The organism is Phocaeicola vulgatus ATCC 8482 (assembly GCF_000012825.1).
Taxonomy (GTDB): Bacteria; Bacteroidota; Bacteroidia; order Bacteroidales; family Bacteroidaceae; genus Phocaeicola; species Phocaeicola vulgatus.
Genome location: NC_009614.1, coordinates 3118801 through 3140423, shown reverse-complemented (window position 1 = coordinate 3140423; position 21623 = coordinate 3118801). Strand labels below are relative to the sequence as shown.

Annotated in this window: 13 protein-coding genes and 1 tRNA gene; 6 read left to right on the top strand and 8 right to left on the bottom strand. The window is 40.7% G+C overall.

The features are described from left to right. Positions 1 to 68: 68 nt before the first annotated feature. The 4 genes from BVU_RS12300 to BVU_RS12285 all read right to left on the bottom strand — a co-directional run bounded on the left by BVU_RS12300 (position 69) and on the right by BVU_RS12285 (position 3904). Positions 69 to 509, bottom strand: coding sequence for a PepSY-like domain-containing protein (locus BVU_RS12300; RefSeq protein WP_005848318.1), 441 nt, complete (start codon positions 507 to 509; stop codon positions 69 to 71). Positions 510 to 601: 92 nt separating this feature from the next. Further along, complete coding sequence (locus tag BVU_RS12295) at positions 602 to 1171, bottom strand: DUF4738 domain-containing protein (RefSeq protein WP_005841778.1); 570 nt, start codon at positions 1169 to 1171, stop codon at positions 602 to 604. 214 nt (positions 1172 to 1385) lie between these two features. Then, positions 1386 to 2072: a potassium channel family protein gene (locus BVU_RS12290; protein ID WP_005841775.1), complete on the bottom strand. Its 687-nt coding sequence runs from the start codon at positions 2070 to 2072 to the stop codon at positions 1386 to 1388. Positions 2073 to 2074: 2 nt separating this feature from the next. After that, complete coding sequence (locus BVU_RS12285) at positions 2075 to 3904, bottom strand: TrkH family potassium uptake protein (protein WP_041174542.1); 1830 nt, start codon at positions 3902 to 3904, stop codon at positions 2075 to 2077. Positions 3905 to 4098: 194 nt separating this feature from the next. Between BVU_RS12285 and BVU_RS12280 the strand changes: the two genes are divergently transcribed. Together BVU_RS12280 and BVU_RS12275 are read left to right on the top strand one after the other, a co-directional pair. Beyond that, complete coding sequence (locus BVU_RS12280; protein WP_005841771.1) at positions 4099 to 5463, top strand: TrpB-like pyridoxal phosphate-dependent enzyme; 1365 nt, start codon at positions 4099 to 4101, stop codon at positions 5461 to 5463. A gap of 617 nt (positions 5464 to 6080) precedes the next feature. Further along, the gene (locus BVU_RS12275) at positions 6081 to 8153 is read left to right on the top strand and encodes a hypothetical protein (protein ID WP_011965609.1); all 2073 of its coding nucleotides are present in this window, start codon (positions 6081 to 6083) and stop codon (positions 8151 to 8153) included. A 478-nt stretch (positions 8154 to 8631) separates the two neighbouring features. Here BVU_RS12275 and nfo read toward each other — a convergent pair whose 3' ends face one another. Both nfo and BVU_RS12260 read right to left on the bottom strand, forming a co-directional pair. Beyond that, entirely contained in the window at positions 8632 to 9468 is an 837-nt protein-coding gene (gene nfo / locus BVU_RS12265) for a deoxyribonuclease IV (protein WP_005841766.1), read from the bottom strand. 42 nt (positions 9469 to 9510) lie between these two features. Further along, entirely contained in the window at positions 9511 to 10800 is a 1290-nt protein-coding gene (locus BVU_RS12260; protein ID WP_011965607.1) for a DcaP family trimeric outer membrane transporter, read from the bottom strand. Positions 10801 to 10942: 142 nt separating this feature from the next. Here BVU_RS12260 and BVU_RS12255 point away from each other — a divergent pair. The 4 genes from BVU_RS12255 (at position 10943) to nanU (ending at position 17891) form a co-directional block, all read left to right on the top strand. Further along, a tRNA-Glu gene (locus BVU_RS12255) sits at positions 10943 to 11017 on the top strand. A 464-nt stretch (positions 11018 to 11481) separates the two neighbouring features. After that, the gene (locus BVU_RS12250; protein ID WP_011965606.1) at positions 11482 to 12966 is read left to right on the top strand and encodes an alpha-L-fucosidase; all 1485 of its coding nucleotides are present in this window, start codon (positions 11482 to 11484) and stop codon (positions 12964 to 12966) included. A gap of 48 nt (positions 12967 to 13014) precedes the next feature. After that, positions 13015 to 16287 (top strand): SusC/RagA family TonB-linked outer membrane protein, encoded by a 3273-nt coding sequence (locus BVU_RS12245; protein WP_011965605.1) that lies wholly within the window; start codon positions 13015 to 13017, stop codon positions 16285 to 16287. 29 nt (positions 16288 to 16316) lie between these two features. Next, positions 16317 to 17891 (top strand): SusD family outer membrane lipoprotein NanU, encoded by a 1575-nt coding sequence (nanU, locus tag BVU_RS12240; protein WP_011965604.1) that lies wholly within the window; start codon positions 16317 to 16319, stop codon positions 17889 to 17891. Between the two features lie 1099 nt (positions 17892 to 18990). Here the strand turns inward: nanU and BVU_RS12235 are convergent. Beyond that, positions 18991 to 20172 carry a TlpA disulfide reductase family protein gene (locus BVU_RS12235; RefSeq protein ID WP_005840463.1) on the bottom strand — a complete coding sequence of 394 codons (1182 nt, stop codon included), beginning with the start codon at positions 20170 to 20172 and terminating at the stop codon, positions 18991 to 18993. A gap of 18 nt (positions 20173 to 20190) precedes the next feature. Further along, entirely contained in the window at positions 20191 to 21612 is a 1422-nt protein-coding gene (locus BVU_RS12230; RefSeq protein WP_011965602.1) for a RagB/SusD family nutrient uptake outer membrane protein, read from the bottom strand. Between the last annotated feature and the right edge of the window lie 11 nt (positions 21613 to 21623).

Sequence of the window (21623 nt, the reverse complement as noted above, 5' to 3'; positions counted from 1 at the left end):
TGATACACCCTCTTATGGCATCATTACTATAAGGAGAGATAGTTCCCCTATTACAGAAAAAATCTTTTTTAATCGCTCAACTTCAAGAATCCTCCAAACTGATCGAAGTCTACTTCCAATCCATTTTCCAATGTCAGTTCATATCCCTTGCGGTTACGTTCTATCTTCACCGTTTTATGCCCGTTATAATTAGCTTTCATATACTTGGAAATAGCCTGAGGGATAAAAGTAGAAGGAACCGACTTGTTCTTGCAATCTATCTCAAGCCACTCTCCCTTTGAATTGAACTCCAATTCAATGCCATCGGCCAATTTCACATCATAGGAAGTGGTCTGAAACAAGTCCTTTTCAATCTTGATATACGCAACTTTAGTCTGGGAGAAATGTTTGCCGATCATTTCACGTGCGGCAACAGGAAGCTTATTCACATCGCGGGTCACAACATCGCCTGCCATGGCGAACTGAAGAGAGCATACCAGCATAGCCATTAAAAATAAAATCTTTCTCATAATCTAATTTATTCTTTAGTTAGTTAATGCCATACCAACAACTAACCGCCTAAAAAGATTATGACGCGAAAAATTATTCCTGTATTTTAGATTTAATTAAGGCTGTCTCCCAACATGGGAGGAAGCTCCTCCATATCCTCATTTTTAGATATGCTCATTTTTCCTTCAGGAGTAATAGTGATGGAGAAAGGAATATACAAATCTGTCTGAGGATAACTCACACTGGCAGCCAATATGATATTTTTTCCCTCACGGGTCTTCTCTTCATCAAATACCACGCCCTCCAATATAAAATGACGGAGATGATCAGCACTTACGAATCCAGAGAAACTTTGCTTGGTAAAAGTTTTGGCAAAGACCCGGCTCCCATTTTCACGGGAAATTCTAACGATGATACGATTGTCGGCAAAAATCCCCAAGTCACTTTTGACTGAAGGCAGAGAATCACTGGGAGCACGCTCTATAAACAAATTATATTTTTTTCCGCCACTGACAATATGCTGGTCAATACGTGAAACCTGCATACGCTGCAAACCTGTCACATGATCCACACTGTCTATTTGGAACATCAATTGTTCTGCATCAACGGAAGCCTCTTTCTTACCTCCGCAAGCGGTCATTACAACCAGCAAAACGACAAATAAAAAATATATCTGTTTCATCTAAATCTCGATTTCTAGGTGACAAAGTAACAAAAAGTAACGGACACTCACAAGAAAACCTCCATAAAAAGCGAAAACCGGGCAATATCACATTGGCCGGCCTTCAGAGAAAACTAAAAACTAAACTAAATTATTTATTAAGTTAGACTAAACCCAAAAGAAAAGGTTTAATCTCACTTAGAAAAAAATATTCTTTCTTTGAAAGGCATTCCTGCTACAACGCCTTCCAAAAATCCATAAAATTCTTATAAAGCCCATAGCAGACCAACTGATCTTCCTCCTCCAACTCATAATTTTCCTCAAAATGATTCTCCACCTGATGCTCCAATATCGAAATACCCAAACCGTTCAGCACTTTCTCCCCTTTTATCAATGCAATGATTTTTATATTGAATTCCGTTTCTAATGACAGATCACTCACCTTATAGCCTACAAAACAAGAAGGAAGTTTGAACTTCATCACATAATGTTCCTCGTCAATCTGAAAAGACTCCACATTGACGTGTAAATCCAACAACTGAACCAAGCTCCGTGCCGCTTCTTTCTCCGGTGTCAGAATACTATCTAAATTAAAAGCCTCAAGCACGGTCTTATGCACATCATCTACCGCACGGGCATAGATATGTTTCACTCCTTTCTTTTTCAGCAGTGCCACCACACGCACAGAAGCACCAAAATTCTCGCCGATAGCAACAATAACCACATCCACATCTTTCAGTGGCAGCACACTGAGCGATTGTTCGTCCGTAGCATCAATAATAAAAGAAGTCGCGATTTTGTCCTTCAACACATCCACACGATGCTCGTTTGTATCCACTCCTATCACCTCATGTCCCAATACGGAAAGCTCTTCGGCCAACACTCCGCCGTAATTTCCTAAACCAATAATAATGTATTTCATAACTAGTTGATTATGATGTTATCACTCGGATATTTATATTTTGTTATTTTTTTCTGTTTAATAAGGCTGGATATCAAAGTAAGCACCCCTACTCGTCCGATAAACATCAGAACAATGACAATCAGTTTGCTGTCACTTCCCAAAGTAGGTGTCAGATCCAGGCTTGAACCTACCGTACTGAGTGCCGAAGTACACTCAAAAACCAACGCCATCACTGAAGCCTGCGGCTCTAGAATGCTTAAACCGAAGATACCCGCGAAAACAATCAGCAGATAAAGAATCAATGTGGCATTAGAACGCCGGATGGAATCATGAGATAACTCCCTGTTGAAAATATTGACTTTATCGGCACCTATAAGAATAGCACGCAAGTTCAACATGACTACAGCAAACACATTCACCTTCACACCACCGGCCGTAGACTGCGTACCGCCGCCAATCATCATCAGCACCACCATCAGCAGCAACGTCTGCACACTGAAAGTAGTCATGCTCACACTTGAAAATCCTGCCGTACGGGGACAAGTTGCGTTAAAGAAGCCCTGCACCCATTTCTCTGTAGCCGTCATTCCCGCAAAAGCATGATTCCATTCGAAAACAACAATGGCCACAGTACCCGTCACTAGCAAGATAGCCGTCATAATCAATACGATACGGGTATTCAGGTTATATAAATGTATTTTACGGATTGTCCTCTTATTCTTTTTGACATAACGGTGATACAAGCGCTTGCTTTCATAAGAAACCGTTTCATACAGATTTACCAGAATCGGGAAACCTATACCTCCCAAAATAACCAGGAAAGAGATAGTGATATATAGCAAGTTATGATTATGAAGTACCAGTTCGTTACCTAAGTTTCCATACAAAGTAGAGAATCCGGCATTGCAAAAGGCAGAGATGGAATGGAAAGCAGAAAAAGCCAGTTCCTCCTCAATATCCATGCCCATAGTGCCATGTATACTTAAAAAAATAACCCCCATCCCAGCAGCCTCTATCACCAAGGTAAACCCTAATATATATAATAAGGTGGAAAGCAGCGAACTGAGTGACTGCGAGCTTACCATATCACGGACCACCAACTGATTGTAGAGCGAAGTATTCCCCATAAAAAACATGGCAAAGAAACTGGTCAGGGTCATGACTCCCAAACCGCCGATTTGTATCAGCATGATAATGATGAACAACCCCTCGGACGTGAATGTAGAAGAGACATCGACCGAAACCAACCCCGTGACACAAATGGCACTGGTAGCGGTAAACAGAGCATCGATAAAGGAAATGCCATGATAAGTGGCACGCGGAAGCATCAGTAACGCTGCCCCTATCAGAATAAATATGAGAAAACTGGATGCAAAGATCAAAGACGGGTTGGTGCGCCTGCCCAGCAGCCGGACTATCCCATTAGACAATTGCAGCAGCGAAAGCAAAGTGAGCAGCACCACATGATATAAACGACTGTGGAAAAAAGACCAGAAATCATGAATTCCCCCTTGCACCTCCGGTTCATGGAAAATAACCGGAATCAAAGTCAGATAAAGCATCAGACTCAGTATCCATGCCAGTCCCCGGTACTTCCGCTTGGTATCCGAGTAATTTAATAAAAGATGCAGGGAAATATCAACCAGAAAAACAATCCAGACAAAATGATACAGCGTGTTTATCATCTCCATTTCTTCAAAAGAAATAAGAAATCCATGCTCATAAACCAATGTAAGGATGAACAAGGCCGACATCATATAAGTTATCCCGTCCATCCATTTCAGCAATCGCTCTATGTACGGTTTTACTAACTTCTTACGATAGATAAATAGTTTGTGTAAAGGTTCCATGTCGATATCATCTTGCATTAACAGAAAACAAACTTAATCAAAATATTCACATCTCTGCCTATAATAACAAATAACTTCGCATTTTTACTCTGACATCCCTTTTTTTATTGTTCCCGACAAAAAAGCAGTTGAAAATTAGTAAGGAATACTTTTTTTACCTAATTTTGACCGCAAAACTATTAAATTGAAAGATTATGAGCACAAAACAGAAACGTTTTATCTTACCAGAGGATGAAATTCCTAAATACTGGTACAACATACAGGCAGACATGAAGACCAAACCCATGCCGCCGTTGAACCCTAAAACCAAAGAAGCGCTGAAACCGGAAGACCTCTACCCCATTTTTGCCAAAGAACTTTGCAAACAGGAATTAAACCAGACAGACGCATGGATTGAAATTCCCGAAGCAGTGCGTGAAATGTACAAATACTATCGCAGCACACCATTGGTACGTGCCTACGGACTGGAAAAAGCACTAGGGACTCCCGCACATATTTATTTCAAAAATGAAAGTGTCAGCCCCATCGGATCCCACAAACTGAACTCGGCTCTGGCCCAGGCATATTATTGCAAGGAAGAAGGCGTAACCAATGTCACTACAGAAACCGGTGCCGGACAATGGGGCGCCGCTCTATCGTATGCCGCAAAGGTATTCGGGCTGGAAGCTGCCGTTTATCAAGTAAAGATCAGCTATAATCAGAAGCCCTATCGCCGCAGCATCATGCAGACATTCGGAGCAACGGTCACCGCCTCTCCATCCATGTCTACCCGTGCCGGCAAGGATATCATTACCCGTAATCCCAATTATCAAGGTTCACTGGGAACAGCCATCTCCGAAGCTATCGAACTGGCAATGAGCACTCCCAACTGTAAATATACACTAGGGTCGGTATTAAGCCATGTCACACTGCATCAAACGGTTATCGGTCTGGAAGCCGAAAAGCAAATGGAAATGGCAGGCGAATATCCCGACATGATTATCGGTTGCTTTGGTGGCGGTTCCAATTTTGGAGGAATCTGCTTCCCCTTTATGCGCCACACTATCCTGAATGGGAAACAAACCCGATACATTGCTGCCGAACCGGCTTCGTGCCCGAAACTGACCCGTGGTAAATTCCAGTATGACTTTGGCGACGAAGCCGGATATACCCCGTTGCTGCCCATGTTTACACTGGGGCATAATTTCTCTCCGGCCAATATCCATGCGGGAGGTCTCCGTTATCACGGTGCAGGTGTCATCGTTTCACAATTATTGAAAGACAATCTGATGGAAGCGGTTGATATCCAGCAATTAGAATCCTTCCAGGCTGGTTGTTTGTTCGCACAAGCAGAAGGAATCATTCCGGCTCCCGAATCGTGCCATGCCATCGCCGCCGCTGTACGCGAGGCGAACAAGTGCAAAGAATCCGGTGAAGAGAAAGTGATCCTGTTCAACCTTTCAGGTCACGGGCTGATTGATATGGCCTCATACGACCAATACCTGGCAGGTAACTTGATGAATTATGAGTTAAAAGACGAAGATATCCAGAAGAACTTGGATGAAATAAAAGACATGTAATCAGGACATAAAATAAACGAAGGATACGGAAAGGATATATTATCCTATAAACTACGGCAAGCTAAGCGGTTGTATCCTTCAGGTTAAGGGTTCTTTTACTGACAACTTCTATCTCCCAAACTTGCGGAGTTAACTCCATAGCCTTTGGAGTTATCTCCATAAGCTTGGGAGTTAACTCCAAAGGCTATGGAGATAGAAAGGATACGTTCGTTTAAGCTTAGGGATAGGATAGAAAAGGCTTAACCATACAATGAAAGACACAAACCACTCTACCGGCGGGATATAACATTAACGTAAGTTCGATATAAGAAATAACTCGTTACAGGATGGTTTTGAGTTAAATGACAAAAGGATTATTAAAATTCAATATCAGTCTTGCTCATATTCCTGTCAGTTATAAGCTAGTCTTATAATAAACTCATGTTATCATAAGAAAAAATCCGCGTTATCCCGCACAACCCGCACCTAAAAAATGATTCAAAACCACAAAATAACAGGCACTTCAAGCCTTTTTATAAAGAAAATGAACTATTTTACAGGATTATGTATGAAAAGTACAAATTAATTTCCCTTTTTATTCCTTTCTTTGCACAGTTACATCAATAATCCAAATAAGTATGAAAAACATCATGAAGCTTTTCTTGTATGCTGCATTACCTTTGGCATTAATTGCACTAGGCAGTTGTAGCTACCCTAAAAACATCACGTTCAAAGCCGACTCACAAACAGGGGCGCTAAGCGGACTTTATCTGACAAGCGACACTTCCATGAACTGGATCCTGCGTACGGATGGAACACAATACGAATGGGTGGACTCCCGGTATGGATGGGGATTGGGACATCTTCGGATAAACGGCACTGAATACTCCTGGAATATCCCGACAAAAAAACATGACACGAGCCATCACATGACCGTGAAATACCAGACAGGTGACATAGAAATAAACGTAGCCCGAAAATGGAACAGGGACGGGAACCTGGTAGAATCCTACGAATTCGTAAACACCGGAGAAAAAGACGCCGACTTACAGGACATTGCCATCAACACACCTTTCAATGACAATTATCCGGATGCCCGGACTTGCTACGAAGCCCGTTGCAATGCACATATATGGGCAGGAGGAAATGAAGCCTATGTCTATTGCACCCGGATGAGCGGAGCCCCCGGCGGATTGGGACTGATTATGGAAGAAGGTGCCATTAAAGGCTATGAAGTGAGGGAGCGCTCGCAGAAAAAAGGAAGCTCCAACTTCCGCGGTGTTTTCCAACTTAATCCACAGGACAAGACTTTAAAGCCGGGAGAATGTTATACCATACAATGGTTACTCCTATCGGCGGACAACTGGGATGAATTCCAAGCAAAAGCCATAGACAACGGTCTGATCATAGCCTCAGCAGACCGTTATGTAGTAGAAGCAGGCGAAAAAATAAATGTTTCGTTCAAAAGCAACTGCCCCTCACTGAAAGGCAAGCTGTTGCTGAACGGTAAAGAAGTGGCAGAAGTAAGCGGTGACAACATCACTTATACCACCACAATAAATGAACCCGGAGAGAAGATTTTCACACTGGCCTACGGGAACGGAAAGCAAACGTCGGTAGAGTGTCTTGCCGTCAGCAACTTTGACAGCCTGGTCAACCACCGGTGTCAGTTCATTGCCGGACACCAACAGTTCATCAAGCCCGGTGACCCTAGAAGCGGTGCCTTCATTGTTTATGACAACGATACCGAATCCCTTTACATCAACGGAGAAAGTGGCAGCAAACGCTCTGACTGCGACGAAGCCAGAGAAAGGGTAGCTATGGGGATTCTGCTGGCTCTACAATACCAACGTACTTCCGACAAAAAATTAATGGATGCCCTGAACAACTACGTATCTTTCATCCGCCGCATCCAGAAACCGGACTACACAACCAATTCCACCGTAGACTTCAAGAGCAAGAACCGGGGATACAACTATCCGTGGGTGGCCGATTTCTGGTTTACCATGTTCCGCACCACAGGCAATAAACAATATCTGAAAGACGGGTACGGCACACTGCGTGCACTGGTCCGTTATTTCAAGCATGGTTTTTATTGCATCAATATCCCGACCTACGGCTATACTCTATTGAAAGAAAACGGATTTACTGCCGAAGCGGACACTCTGCTGAACGATTTCAAATCAATGGCAGACGTATTTTGTGAAAACGGGCCTAATTATCCGACCTCCGAAGTCAATTACGAACAGAGCATCGTAGCTCCGTCCATTATCCATCTGCTGAATGTATATATGCTCACCGGGGATGAAAAATATCTGAAAGGGGCCGAAAGCCAGCTTCCTTTATTAGAATCATTTGGCGGAAAACAGCCCAGTTTCCACCTTTATGACATCGCTATTCGTCACTGGGATGGTTATTGGTTTGGAAAAGACCGGATTTGGGGAGATACCTTCCCACATTACTGGAGCACTTTATCGGGTATTGCCTTCCGTCTTTATGCCAAAGCGACCGGAAAACAAGAATATACAGAACGGGCCTTGAATATTTTCCGGAACAATCTATGCCTCTTCACCGAAGACGGAAGAGGAAGCTGCGCCTTTATCTATCCGAACAAAGTGAACGGACAAAAAGTTCATCTTTATGACCCGTTTGCCAATGACCAGGATTGGGCAATGGTATTTTGGTTGGAGTATGGCCCGGATTTCAAGTAAATGAGGAGATGCCGAAAGTCCGTCCGATAGTGCTGTCATGTATTCAGCTGTAGGGGCAGGGATTGTCTCATAGCCGTCAAGCAAAGGAAAAACATCTACCGTAGAACACCGACCCAAAAGGGTCGGTTTCTTCATTTTATAAGTTTTAGATAACAGTCTGCAGGTTCTTCCAGAGTTCCGCTTCTCTCCCGACTTTATCGTCAAGAAGCTGCTTACAAGACCACGGTCGGTCATACTTTGGAAAGAGAACCTGCAACTGCTTTCGTACTATCAGGCAGATACACGAGTCTGCCCCTACGGTGGTGAAAATACTATTTGCCAACTCAGATTGACGAATATAAGTTTTTTTGCCTGCCCGAACCAACGGGCACGATCTTGGGAGAATATGCAAATCAGCCTATTTTCGGGCGAGCAAACCTCGCCCTTACAAGCAAAATGATAGCTGAATTCCTTAAATATGTTTTCACCCAGCCACAAACTATGACTCAAAGCTGCGAAGCATTTTAATCTCGTCCCGCCAAATGGTGTCATCGGGAGTTTCAAGAATAACGGGCATATCGTCAAAACGGGAATCCTGCATAAAGCGGCGGAAGAAATCAATACCAATCAGCCCCTTTCCGATACTGTCATGACGGTCTACCCGGCTACCCAATGGTTTCTTTGAGTCATTCAAGTGAATGGCACACAAATAGTTTCTCCCCACTACCTCATCAAACTCGGTAAAGACCCGGTCATATTCATTCACAATATCATAACCGGCGGTATAGGTATGGCAAGTATCCAGGCAAACTCCCACACGAGATTTATCCTCCACCTTATCTATAATATATCTCAAATGCCAGAATTCATTTCCCACATTACTTCCCTGTCCGGCTGTATTCTCAATCACAGCAGTCACACCGGTCGTTTTATCCAAAGTCATATTGACAGACTCGGCAATCCTGTCCAGACACTTCTCTATGGATATCTTATTCAAATGACTTCCGGGATGAAAATTCAGCATTTTCAATCCTAAAAGCTCGCAACGCTGCATTTCGTCCAAAAATGCTGCACGACTCTTCTCCAGCCCTTCCTCGTCAGGATGTCCCAAATTTATCAGATAACTGTCATGAGGAAGAACATACCGGGCATCAAAACCTTCTTTCTCGCAGTTTTCTTTAAACAGAGTAACACTCTCGACAGACAAAGGTTTTGCAACCCATTGCCTCTGATTCTTTGTAAAAAGAGCGAATGCGTCCGCTCCTATCCCTAATGCATTAACGGGGGCCATTTCCACGCCCCCGCTTACGGATACATGTGCACCTATTTTTTTCATTCTCTTTCCATTATTGATAGACACAAAGATAGGAAAAATAAGTTAGAAATTATATTGCGCACTCAAGTTTATACGGTTTGCTTCACGGTTCACATCATTAAAATTCTCTCTCCAACCATGAAGATATTCCGCACCTACCTGCAAGTTATGACTTACATTCCAGAATACATTTGCAACCAGGTACTGACCTTTTTTATACTGAGTTTCATTAAAGTGAGCATAGCAATCTTCTGTAAACAGACGTGACTGGCTATACGTAGCCGATGCGAATACCCGTTTCGAGAAATTATACTGTAATCCGGCATACCACCCTTTCATGGGCAGTACCTGCATACGTCCGGACTCATCGGCCAAAGGAACGATATCTACATTCAAGTTGCTGATATCATTCAAATATTGAGCAATACCTCTACCATAAGTATATTGTCCGTAAAGCTGGAAACTACCCAGTCTTGCTGTTCCCGATGCTTGTATCCCCCAACCGGTCAATGACTTTGCCTTATTATTCACTTGATCCTCATAAGTCATACTTCTCAAGATTCCTCCCACACGTATATGACTAGCCTTTGCCCAAGAATACTGTACATAGGCAGGAATATCCGGCATCCGCTGCTTACCGATTCTCACATCTTGTGCCGGAGTACCGTCTACTGACGGCATTTCCACACCAATGCCTACTTTCAAGCCTTTCATCACATTGGCTTCATAACGCAACTGGGTAGCGCGATAGAAAGTCATCCCGTCAGGTCCTTGAAAATCAATAGTCGGAGGAGCTGCAGCAAGATCCATAAACAATCCGGTATCATACCCCATAGTAAAACCCAAGAAAGATAAATAAGCATTCTGCAATTCAAAAGTCTTTCCACTTCCACGGAAGTTTCCGGCTGTATAAACGATGAAGTTACCCAAATGCTTGGTTCTCCCCACCAACTTTAAAAAGATAGTGGAAGTGCTTGCATCCATCTGGAACTGATTACGGACAGACGTGGATCCCGGTTGCGGAATGAGTGCAGGGATAAAGTCAACATCATCCACTATTCCATTAAAATCATATTCCATTGTAGTTTTCAAATAACCACCGATACCCAATGCAAACTTTCCCTGTTGGTCAGTAAGTAAAAAACGAGGAGCACGGGGATCATGGAAATGCGGACGTTGCGTTTCTTCAAATACATTGATTAATTCTTCCTTGCCATTTTTATCTTTTGAGATAATAACAACAGGTCCCGGTCCTTCCAGCTCCGGATAAAGTTTTTTTTGTTGCGCAAACATCGGCGTAACAATCATTGCGCCCAATACAAGGCAACTCATTGATTTAAAGATACTTTTCATAAAAGTTAAGTTTAGGTAAATAGTCAATTCAATGGACTATGAACAAAAAGTTTAGAAAAAAGTTTGGGAAATGTTTGCAAATTCAAAAAAAGTCACTACCTTTGCACCCGCAATCGAGAGAGAAATCCTCGATAAAAAGGATGGCCCGTTCGTCTATCGGTTAGGACGCAAGATTTTCATTCTTGAAAGGGGGGTTCGATTCCCCCACGGGCTACCAAATAAAAAAGCCATCGATAAATCGATGGCTTTTTTATTTTTACCCTGCTTTGTGCAGGGTATCCAGTATAGCCGGGATCCAGTATAGCCGGGATCAAGGCTCAGTTTGAAAACGGCAGTGACTCAACTGACCCGGAAAATTTGGGAGAATCACTTACTCCGATAGATATTTGTCTATACTCCTGCCTGCAGACATACTCGCTTACTTTGATTTAAATCTTCCTACTCTTTTATTTTAATATTATATCCATATTTTCCAATATACTAAATAATAACAAGCTATATATACAAAATAAACAAACAAGAGCACGTATTAAAATAAACAATCTGATATATCACAGAATAAAACAATATTCTTTTAAAGAAATAACTGTTTTTAATAAATTATTTTATTAAAAATGTTTGATGCTTTTAAAAAAATAGTATATTTGCGGTTAATATAATATTTAAAATTCTAATACTAATATGAAAAAGAAATCACTATTATTTATTGTGCTATTAATCTTTATCAAAATTAATGCTCAAAACAATATCTACCAACCAACATGGGAATCGCTCGATACTCGCCCTACCCCTGCATGGTTCAAAAATGCAAAATTTGGAATCTTTATCCATTGGGGAATCTATTCTGTACCCATGTGGTCACCTAAAGGCACTTACGAAGAATGGTATAAATATTGGCTGGATAATAAAAAGTTAATGGGGAACGGTGAATTTACCGGAACCGAAATTTATGATTATCATACAAAAATGTATGGAGAAGACTTTAATTATGCAGATTTTGCTGCCAAATTTAAAGCACATGATTACGATGCAAACGCTTGGGCCAAACTATTCGAAAAATCAGGTGCCAAGTATGTAGTTTTAACAACTAAACACCATGACGGTTATGCATTATGGCCAAGTATGGAAGCGTCTAGAGATTACGGCAGACCTTGGAACAGTATGGAAATAGGTCCTAAACGCGATTTGGTAGGTGAATATACCACAGCTCTTAGAAAAACAGACATTAAGGTGGGATTCTACATTTCATGCAGAGAATGGGGAAGTCCGTTATATTGCCCGGAGTTACTTAATATATATGTATCCCGTCATTTTATACCGCAAGTTAAAGATCTGGTAAATCGGTATGAACCCGATATTCTTTGGTCAGACGGTCCCGATAATTACAGTGACTCTATTTGGCAAACAAAAAAACTTTTCCAATGGCTCTATTCTGAATCCCCAGTAAAGAACAAAATTGTACTGAATGACAGATGGGCAAAATTTACTGATGGGAAAAAGCATGGCGATTATTACACCCGTGAATATAGCAATCGCAATATGCCAGAGGATAAACCTTGGGAAGAATGTCGTGGCATGGGATTCTCTTTCTCTTATAATCAAAATGAAGATATAGAAGATTATTCCAGCCCACAAGGATTAATACTTACCTTAGTTAATATTGTAAGCAAAGGTGGGAACTTACTCTTGGGCATAGGTCCGAATGGAAATGGCAAAATTCCCCCTATCATGCAGGAACGCTTATTGCAAATGGGAGAATGGCTAAAAGTAAATGGAGAAGCAATCTATGATACTTACAAATGGAAACAATCTGAACAATGGTCTGAAGGTGACAGAAATTGGAAAGATAAAGGAAAACATTATGTAGGAGGAAACTCTATTTTAAAACAAACAGTAGATCCCGATCCCGGCTTTGCCGTAAAAGAAGCCTTTTTCACAGCTAAAAATAATGCAGTATATGCCATTCTGCCTAAATTTCCGGAAAATCAAGTCATACTGAAAGACATTAGAACAAGTTCCAAAACAAAAATAACTTTATTAGGATATGACAAAACATTGAAATGGAAACAGAATGGAAATAATATAGTAATAGAAATTCCCACTATTCCTTACAGCAAAGTTCCTTGTCAGTATGCATGGACACTTAAATTAGAATATGTTGAATAATTCATACTTCAAATTCAAAATCTTTATTAATCACTAATTTTTAACTCTATGAAAAAGAACCTTTTTTTGTTATTAGGTCTTTTAATGTCATTCAATGTAATGGCACAGACGAAAACAATTACAGGTACAGTAGTGGATGCTACCAATGAACCGGTGATAGGCGCCAGTGTGGTAGAAGCAGGAACTACAAATGGTACCATTACAGACCTTGATGGAAAGTTTTCTCTAAACGTATCCCAAGGAGCTAAAATTAATGTCAGTTACATCGGTTATAAAACACAGACCATTACAACCGGTGTTCAAAACTCCTACCAAATTGTCTTAAAAGAAGATACAGAAGTTTTGGATGAAGTAGTGGTAACTGGTTACGGTGGCTCGCAAAAACGTGCGACTTTAACAACCGCTATTTCAAAAATGGACAATTCGGTACTTGAAAAAGCAGCCTATAGTAACGCTGCACAAGCCCTACAGGGTTCTGTCACAGGTTTACGTGTCGTTACCGTCAGTGGTCAACCTGGCTCTGAACCTAGTATAACTCTTCGCGGTGGAGCTACTATCACCGGAGCCAACAATAAAGCTTTAATTATTGTAGACGGTGTTGTACGTGATAGTATGGGCGATATTAACTCTTCAGACATTGAATCCATTCAAGTGCTGAAAGATGCCGCTTCTACTGCCATCTATGGTGCCCGAGCAAACGGTGGTGTTATTTTAATTGAAACTAAAAGTGGAAAAGCCGGAAAAGCTTCAGTTAATTACAAATTCAAAATGGGTGTGAATTTTGCCCGTAAAGGATATGATTACCTAAACGCTGAAGACTATATTTATTACAACCGTATCGGATATAAAAAAGTAAAAGGCTATGATGGTCTGGATGCTCAGCAAGGATATGGCATCGGCAATAATATGTATGATATTCGCTACTTGAATGATGAAACAGCTCATTTGCAAAATGAAGGCTGGCAAACGATGGACGACCCCGTAAATCCAGGTAAAAAAATAATATTTAAAGATTATGGAGGACTATTAGATAATGACGTATTCGATGACAATGCTTTTATGCAAGAACATTATATAAGTATCACCGGAGGTAATGATAAAGGAACTTTTGCTACAAGCTTGGGATATTACAATGAAGACGGTCAGATTATAGGTACCGGATATAAGAGATTTAACGGTTCTGTAAATGGTTCTTATAAAGTTTTCCCATTCTTAAACGTAAAAGCCGGAGCAACTTATACCTGGGCCAGCAAACCTTCTCTATGGATTAGTGAAGACCAAATGTTTTACCGAACCCGTTCTCAACGCCCCACATGGAACCCCTATGATGAAGAGGGTAATCCAGCATCAGGAGGTGGTACTTCCGACGGTAATCCTGCCTATTTCAGGGACAAACTGACACAACATAACGGAGAGCGCCGACAATCCTATAACATTGGATTTGATCTTGACATTCTCCCTAAAAAACTCGTATTAAGCGGAAACGCTTCACTTTTACATTATGACTACCAGAGGGAAAAGTTCAATAAAAGTTATAAATTACAGTCCTCTTCTACAGCTACAAATACTCGTCAAGCTGAAGCTTGGATCAAGAGATATAACCAAATGCAATTCAATAGTACACTAACATATACGGATAGATTTGCAGAAAAGCATAATGTAGATGTCATGTTGGGTGGTGAATATTATAATTATGATGAATTCCAGTTTGAAGCCAAGACTCAAAATTCACCAATTGATGACATACCTACTTTAAATGTTGGTGCCAAGCAGACTTATACTTCCACCACAAGAACTGCCTACCGCATTCTTTCCGGTTTCGGACGTATCAATTACAACTATGACATGAAATATTTATTTTCATTCGTAGCCCGCTATGATGGTATTTCTCGTCTGAAAGACAATCGTTGGGGATTCTTCCCTGGCATTTCGGTAGGTTGGAATGTGATGGAAGAAAATTTCTGGAAAGATTCAAAAATTTCAGAAGTGATTTCAAACTTGAAACCCCGTATCAGTTATGGTGTAAACGGTAATGTAAATGGAATTGGCAACTTCGATGTATATGGTGCCTATGGTCTTGTAGATGCTAAAAACTATGGGGGATCTTCCGCATTCTATAATTCGGCATTGGTAAATACCGGTTTACGCTGGGAACAGAGCAAGACCTTGGAAGTAGGGTTGGATATCGGTTTTTTCAATAACAAATTAAGTTTTATTATCGATTACTTCAACAGAAGAACAAATGACTTGCTGACTAAACAAGCTCTACCGGGTTATTTGGGTTTTTCCGATATTATGACCAACATGGGAACTTTACGTAACTCAGGTATAGAATTGGAGGTAAAAGCCAATATATTAAATAATGTAGGTGGTTTTACCTGGGACCTTTCCGCTAATTTATCTTCGGTAGCAAACAAAATTATCTCATTACCCTATAACGGTATAGAAAACAACCGAGTAGGAGGTTATGAAGTTGCCGTAGGTAAAGGAACAAATGCCACCAAGTGGATTGCCGGACGTCAGGAAGGCGGAAAATTGGGCGAAATGGTAGCTTACAAGCAAAATCATATTTTCAAAAGCTGGGATGATGTTAAAGAGCACGCTAATATGATGATTGATGAAGTTGCTAACCTGTACGGTCCGGGACTAGCTAGTGAATATGCAGGAAAAGAAGGATGGAAACCTATAGAACCTGGAGATGTATGCTGGGAAGACATCAACGGTGATAATAAAATCAATGGACTTGACCGCGAAGTAGTAGGCAATATTTTCCCAAAAGTAACCGGCGGTTTCTCTTCAACTCTTTCTTGGAAAGGTATATCCCTCTATGCACGTTTTGACTATGCATTAGGACATACTCTTTATAATGACTTGGCCGCACGTACTTTAGGCCAATACCAAGGTGCATTCAATATAATTACTGAAGTAAAAGATATGTGGAGTGAAGATAATCCGAATTCAGACTTACCGGCATTCTATTATGCAGACCAATTGGCCAAAAAGAATATCACCCGTTCCAATAATGCCTCAGCCAGCCGTCATAACAACAGTTCACGCCTCTATGAAAAAGCTGACTATCTAGCCTTACGAGAGTTAACACTAAGTTGGGACTTGCCCAAAGCATGGACTAGCAAAGCATTTATACAAAACGCATCTGTCTATGTCACCGGACAAAATCTGTTCTATGTCACCGGATATACCGGCACTTCTCCAGAGCCTGTCTTGACAAATAGTGATAATAATGAAAATCTATACGGCGTTGATCAAGGTCGATATCCTACTCCTAGAACCGTATTATTTGGTTTATCTGTAACATTTTAAATTGAACACAACTATAAAAGAATAAAATCATGAAAAAGATATTTACATACCTGTTGGCAGGACTTTCTCTGCTATCATTTTCAAGATGTGATTCCTTGGATATTGAGCCTACCAGTTCACTGGCAGGAACCGCATATTGGAAAAACCCGGACCAATTCACTGCGTTCAATACAGGACTGCATGCTTTACTTCGCGAAAAAAGTTATAATTTCTTCTTACTGGGTGAACCTCGTGCAGACATTTACGGAGACAATCCTATTGGTGGCGAAGCAAGCCAAGGCATGGAACGTTTACCTTTCAATACCATAAATAAAGAAAATGTAGGTATCAGCAATTATGGTGACATGTATAAAATCATCAATCAAATAAACCAGATGATTGCCAAGACCACAGAAACGACAATTCTGACAGAAGCCACCCAAAATTATTATTTAGGTGAAGCCTACGGAATGCGTGCCTACCTTTATTTCCACTTGCTACGTTCCTGGGGAGATGTCGTTTTATACTTAGATTACACGGAAGGGCAGAACCTTGATTTAAGTAACATTACCAAAGGAGTATCACCTGCAACAGAAGTTATGGAACAAATAAAGAAAGACATTCAGGCATCAGAAAATGCCTTTGGCTCTGACTATTCTTTCAAATTGGGACGTCACTTTTGGTCTGCCGCAGCAACTCAAATGTTAAAAGGAGAAGCTTATCTGTGGAGCGGACGCCAGATGAATGGAGGCAACAGTGATTATACCATTGCAAAAAACGCCTTTGAAAACGTAAAAAAAGCAGATGTTGGTTTAGTAACCAGTTCTTTTAAAGATATTTTCTCCTTTGAGAATAAAAAGAACAAGGAAATGATTTTCACTATCCACAATGGTAAAGACGAATATGAAATGTGGGGAGGATACTATAGAATGAGATTAATTCCTGCACAGGATAAAATGGTGAAAATTTATTGTGACGAGAATGGTAATTCCTTTGTCGGAACCCCAGATGCACAACTTAATGGTCTTACCCAGCTACAAGTAAGACGAGAATTTTATTTCAAAGGTTTCCGTAACAATGATACGCGCTGGACAACTTCTTTGAAAGCCGTTTATAAAAAAGATGCCCAAGGAGTAGTCAGTTATTTCGGCCCTATCACTTATAAGTTCCAAGGAACGATGCTGGAAGGAGGGTCTACACGCAGTTTCTTAGACGATTTTCCTATTTATCGCTATGCTGACTGCCTATTGCAACTAGCTATGGCAAAAGTGTTACTAGGAGAAGATCCTACAGAAGAAATCAATGCTGTTCGTGAACGTGCTTATGGAAGTAAATACTTCAATGAACACAAAGCAGAAATAGCTTATCCTAACGATAACGATCCTGAGTTCTACACTGACAACAAATGGATGAAACCTGATAATGCCGGTGCGTTAGAAGCTATATTGAAAGAACGTCTCCGCGAATTCATGTTTGAAGGAAAGCGCTGGTATGATATCCGCTTGCTAGGTTGGGATTATGTACATCAATACTCATCAGCTGAACAATCCAGATTATTGTGGCCTATTGATGCTGGTACATTAACAAACAACAGCGCATTAAAACAAACACCAGGATATGAGTAATTTTTTTATAACATAACTGTGATATAGGTATTATTTTTGAATATATAAGGTAAGGATATTCAGCAAATAACATAAAATCCAGCCAACTAATTCATAACCAAACTATTGAGAATTAGTTGGTTTTTTTTTGTATTTTTAGGTATTCCGTGCGCAAATAAGATTTGGCGACCTAAAAAAAACGGAGGAAATATCCAAACAAAGACATGGTTAAGATACCAAATATTTCAGAAATCCACTTGACTTTGAGTTTTACAGAATTCGATATTCTAAAAAATATCGTAAGAGTTTAATAGGAGTGAACCTGGCAATCTTCATTCTGTGTTTCCATTCGACAGTATAGCCAAAGAGGTCGGTCTGTCACAGCACCATCTGGAGCGCAAGAACAGTTTTAGTACTTCAACAAAGATAGCCCTTATGGTATTGAAACTTACATCAGATTCTCCGACAGGTTACCGATTAAACATCTTAACGGAAACAGATACTATCAACTGTTCTACAATATCATGGCAGACCCGTCCTGCCATGTAACAAACCACAAGATAATTAATGTTATTTATAATGATATTTCAAGTAGAAGCTGATGAATGTGAGGGTAAAATGTGTTGCAGCCAATTCCATATACACCAACAATGCGAACAGAAATTTCTACATGTAGTATAGGATATCTACCTCCTTTGTTCACAAGGGAAAGGGCTACCGAACTTAAATACAGCTTCGACACTCAAAAACAGCATTACTCACTCTCAAGGATAAAAGGTACGAAACAAGAAAACGGAAGACCTGTGAATTTTCTTCAAGATACATACGGCAAATGCTGTACTGATGATCGATAAGATTAAAAGCAAACAAAATAAAGCGGTATGACATGATTTTACGGATAGAACCGAATAAAATTATGAAAACAAACACAGAAAAATCATAATAAAAATAGCATATAGAGTGATTAGGGATTATCATTTCCATAGACCATTTATCTTTAGAAACATTAACTGAATATCTCAGAAGAAGGGTCAGTCCGAAACATAAGACAACGGGACAGATCCAACTTATTCATCGACTCTGCCCCGTTCTATGTCAGAATACCATAAAAAGAATATGATTATTCAATCTCTCCAAAAAGCTCAGCCAGTTTATTTGCCAAAGCCTCACCACGAAGATTTTCTCCTACCATGACCCCTTGGGCATCTATCAAATACATAGTAGGAACAAATTTCACTTTATATATATCAGCAATACCTTCAGTATCCAAAAAATTAGGCCACTGAAGTTGTTCTTCTTTCAGCGCTTTTGTCCATTCCGCCTCTTTTTTATCAATAGAGATACTTACAATCTGGAAACCCCTGTCTGCATATTGCGTATAGAGTTTTTTCAAATTAGGAATCTCCTTACGGCAAGGATTACACCATGATGCCCAAAAATCAATAAGGACATACTTCTTACCTTGGCACAAATCGGTTAAAGTTACCGATTTCCCATCTTGTGACTTGGCTGTAAAGACAGGCACTTTAGAACCGATCTGACTATCAGGAGCCACACTCTCTTTCACCATTTTTCCATAGCGGGAATGTTTAGCCTCTTCTGACAAGGCATCATACCACGGTTTCTGCTCTTCGGTAAGATAAGAAAACAAACTGATCATCATCAGAGGCCCCCAATAAGACTCTTTATTGTCCATAACTAATTTATAGTAAGTGGCATCTACCGTAGCAAAGAACAAACTATCGGCCACGGCAGATGCTTTGTAAGCTTCCGTAGCAACGACAGAATCCATCAAGATCTTATCTTTGGCAACTCTCGCTTTACCATAGGCAACACGGATATCCTTAAACTTCTCGTTATTCGTCACATAAATAGAATCCAAGGCATCACGTGTGCTCAATAATTTTACATATTTGTCCGTCAAAGGAGATCCCGTCACTGAAACCTGTGAAAAATTATAATTCACGGTTCCATTAAGGTTTTCAGAAGTCACCTTACCCTCCACGCTTATACTGCCATTCTCCAACATCAGAGGCATGGAACCGTATGCATCTTTCACCATCAACCGTACAGCCAGAGGTTCATCCGCCACCCCTTTAAATATAAATTTTCCATCTACAACAGTAGTGTCCGCCACCGGTTTTTCATGACCATGACTTACAGGAAATAGCTGTACATGGGATCCGTCAGGAATTCCATCAATTGCAGCTGTCAGTGTGTACCCCGTTACCGACTGCCGGGTACAAGATGCCATCATCACCAAAACAACGGCGAATGTTGCTAATAAATACATCAATTTCATAAAGTCTGTTTTTATAGGTTATTTAGATACATTTTGAGTGATAGTTCCATTACCCGGATTCTGAACGGCACCTGCCGGGAAAGGCATAATCCAAAGATGTGAAGCCGGGGTTAATGTATAAGTCTGCCCTTCCCATGTTTTGGATAGTGCACGTGCAAAAGTACCTTCGGCATTAAACCTCCGGGCATCAGCGAATGGCACAATAGTGAAAATCAATTCATTGTCTTTCGTACGTCGGATCAAGTCAATGGCTTCTGTCAAAGTTGAAGCTTGCAAGGGTTGATATATCTCCGGCAGAATACGGGTCTTACGTACCTTGTTCAACACATCCATAGCAGCAGAGAAATCATTACCTGTGACCTGACGTGCCAAACATTCGGCCTTGATGAGATATACCTCGCAAGTGGTCAGACCAGCCCCGTTGAAATATCCTTTGGCCAAACCTTGATAGTAAGTATCCTGATTTACCGTACGCAGTTTCCAGCGGGAAAGAAAACGCGCATCCCCTCCCTCGAAACTCTCCGCACGTTCCACCGGAATATTAAGTTCGCTGGTAGCATAGTTAGGGTTACCCTCTCCACAACGGAAATAGTAATTCTCCACATAATCATACCCTGTCGCTGACGGTAACGACGGATAACTGTCTTCTTTTGTAATAGCTTCCTTATGACTGTTGTAATAAGATATCCAATCATACAGAGTATCATTCTGTTCCAAAGCCATATCCGCGTATTTCAGCGCTTCTTCATAATTCGCCATTTGCAAATAGACCCGTGCCAAGAAGGCATAGGCTGCTCCCAAATTGGGATGGATAACAGTCCTTGACTGTTGGGGTAATCCTTGTTGTATGGCTTCTTTTACATCTTTAATCATGAAATCATAGATTTCTTGAATAGTGACCTGCTTGTGAGGAGCATTAATATCGGCACTGGTTATCAAAGGTACACTCAGTTTAGTACCGGCAGTTGCAGACACATAGGTATCAGCATAATAATTGGCCAGTATGTAATAGCTCATAGCGCGAATCACTTTGGCATAAGCCATTACCTCATTGCGTTCGGAATCAGTCGCTTCGGTTGCAACGGGAACATGCTCCAGCAAGAGATTACAAGTGGAAATAGCCATATAACTACGGTAATAAGTCCCTTCGTCCTGATTGTTCAGTACAATTCTGTCCGCTGTTTCATTCCACAGATAATTGGCACTCGTAAGGGTAACGCTAGTCAGACTGCTTTGTCCTACAAATTTATCATTCAACAGATAAAGACTATTCGTTACAGGAATATAGCCAATGGTATATTCATCTCGCAGCAATGCTTCAAAATCAGCCAAGGTAGTAGGAATTTTGTTCCCTTTGGGAACAATATCCAAATAATCATTACAAGAAGTCAGATTTATCCACCCTAACACTGTCATTATCATAAATAGTATCTTTTTCATATTGCTCTCAT

Bases quoted from the DNA above. Each gene is read 5' to 3' on its own strand.
- BVU_RS12295 (WP_005841778.1), bottom strand. From the start codon at position 1,171: ATGAAACAGATATATTTTTTATTTGTCGTTTTGCTGGTTGTAATGACC.
- nanU (WP_011965604.1), top strand. From the start codon at position 16,317: ATGAAAAAGATATTTACATACCTGTTGGCAGGACTTTCTCTGCTATCA.
- BVU_RS12235 (WP_005840463.1), bottom strand. From the start codon at position 20,172: ATGAAATTGATGTATTTATTAGCAACATTCGCCGTTGTTTTGGTGATG.
- BVU_RS12290 (WP_005841775.1), bottom strand. From the start codon at position 2,072: ATGAAATACATTATTATTGGTTTAGGAAATTACGGCGGAGTGTTGGCC.
- BVU_RS12280 (WP_005841771.1), top strand. From the start codon at position 4,099: ATGAGCACAAAACAGAAACGTTTTATCTTACCAGAGGATGAAATTCCT.
- BVU_RS12245 (WP_011965605.1), top strand. From the start codon at position 13,015: ATGAAAAAGAACCTTTTTTTGTTATTAGGTCTTTTAATGTCATTCAAT.
- BVU_RS12260 (WP_011965607.1), bottom strand. From the start codon at position 10,800: ATGAAAAGTATCTTTAAATCAATGAGTTGCCTTGTATTGGGCGCAATG.
- nfo (WP_005841766.1), bottom strand. From the start codon at position 9,468: ATGAAAAAAATAGGTGCACATGTATCCGTAAGCGGGGGCGTGGAAATG.
- BVU_RS12285 (WP_041174542.1), bottom strand. From the start codon at position 3,904: ATGGAACCTTTACACAAACTATTTATCTATCGTAAGAAGTTAGTAAAA.
- BVU_RS12250 (WP_011965606.1), top strand. From the start codon at position 11,482: ATGAAAAAGAAATCACTATTATTTATTGTGCTATTAATCTTTATCAAA.
- BVU_RS12275 (WP_011965609.1), top strand. From the start codon at position 6,081: ATGAAAAACATCATGAAGCTTTTCTTGTATGCTGCATTACCTTTGGCA.
- BVU_RS12300 (WP_005848318.1), bottom strand. From the start codon at position 509: ATGAGAAAGATTTTATTTTTAATGGCTATGCTGGTATGCTCTCTTCAG.
- BVU_RS12230 (WP_011965602.1), bottom strand. From the start codon at position 21,612: ATGAAAAAGATACTATTTATGATAATGACAGTGTTAGGGTGGATAAAT.